Here is a 1,287-nt window from a genome sequence, read left to right on the forward strand (position 1 = left end):
GGCGGGTTCAAGGGAACGTGGCAACACTCTGAGTGATTGGGGTGTGTGATGCGGGTGTTGAGGCGTGGTCAGTCGATGCCGCCGTTGGCAGTGTGGGAGTTTTGGCAGGCGCGGCGGGAGGGTATGCCCACGGCGCTGGCCGCGCGACGCGCGGGGTTCTCTTCTCGGTTGGGTTACCGGTTGGTGGCCAAACATGGAGGAGTGATCCCTCGAGTTGCCCGGCCGAGCGTAGTGGATGAACAGGGGCCTGGTCCGCAGTCACGGTATTTGTCGGCGCAGGAGCGTGATCTGGTCGCGCACAAGACCGCTGCGGGTCTTGGGGTCCGCGAGATCGCGCGTGATCTGCAGCGTTCCCCGTCGACGATCAGTCGTGAGTTGCGGCGTAACCGGGCTGTGCACCGCCCGTATGGGGCGGCCTACGCCCATCGCAGCGCGCAGCGTCGGCGGGCGCGTCCGAAGTTGCGCAAGCTGGAGGACAATGATCGGTTACGCGCGTATGTGTGGGACAAACTCAGTGGTGACGAGTACTGGTCGCCGCAACAGATCAGCGCTCGGCTGGTGCGTGATTTCCCGGAGGATGAGGGCATGCGCATCAGTCATGAAGCGATCTATCAGGCTTTGTATGTGTTCCCGCGTGGGGAGATGAAAAAGCAGGTCAAGGCGTCGTTGAGGTCGGGTCGGGCAGCGCGTAAACCGCGTACCGCGTCCACGACGGGCCCCAGTATCGTGCCGCGGGAGTTGCTGATCGCTCATCGTCCCCCCGAGGTGGGTGATCGTGCGGTTCCCGGTGACTGGGAAGGTGACTGCATCGTGGGCCGTGACGGGCGTTCGCAGATCGGCACGTTGGTCGAACGCTCGACCCGGTATGTGATGTTGCTGCATATGCCGACCACACGCACCGGTGAGGACCTGCGTGCTGCGTTGCAGGTGGCGATCGGCGGGTTGCCGGCGCACCTTCGGCGTTCGATCACCTGGGATCAGGGCTCGGAGATGCGTGGGGTTCATGCCCAGATCGCGATCGATCACAATGTGAAGGTGTGGTTTTGTGATCCCCACTCGCCCTGGCAGCGTGGCACCAACGAGAACACCAACGGGCTACTGCGCCAATACTTTCCGAAAGGGACCGACCTATCGGTACACAGTCGCGACCACCTCGACCACGTCGCCGCAGCACTCAACAACCGACCACGCGCCGCACTCGGATTCCGCACCCCCACCGAAGCCTTCACCGAACTGCTAACCTCACACACTCAGCCATAGGTGTTGCCACAATCCCTTGAACCCGCC

At 63.2% G+C, this 1,287-nt stretch carries 1 protein-coding gene; it reads left to right on the forward strand.

Annotated elements, in window-relative coordinates; translation table 11 throughout:
• The first annotated feature begins 48 nt into the window (after positions 1 to 48).
• Positions 49 to 1,260 (forward strand): IS30 family transposase, encoded by a 1,212-nt coding sequence (locus A5766_RS16335; protein ID WP_085941918.1) that lies wholly within the window; start codon positions 49 to 51, stop codon positions 1,258 to 1,260.
• The last annotated feature ends 27 nt before the right edge of the window (positions 1,261 to 1,287 follow it).

Origin of the sequence: Gordonia sp. 852002-51296_SCH5728562-b (genome assembly GCF_001665475.1) — a bacterium.
Lineage (GTDB): Bacteria > Actinomycetota > Actinomycetes > Mycobacteriales > Mycobacteriaceae > Gordonia > Gordonia sputi.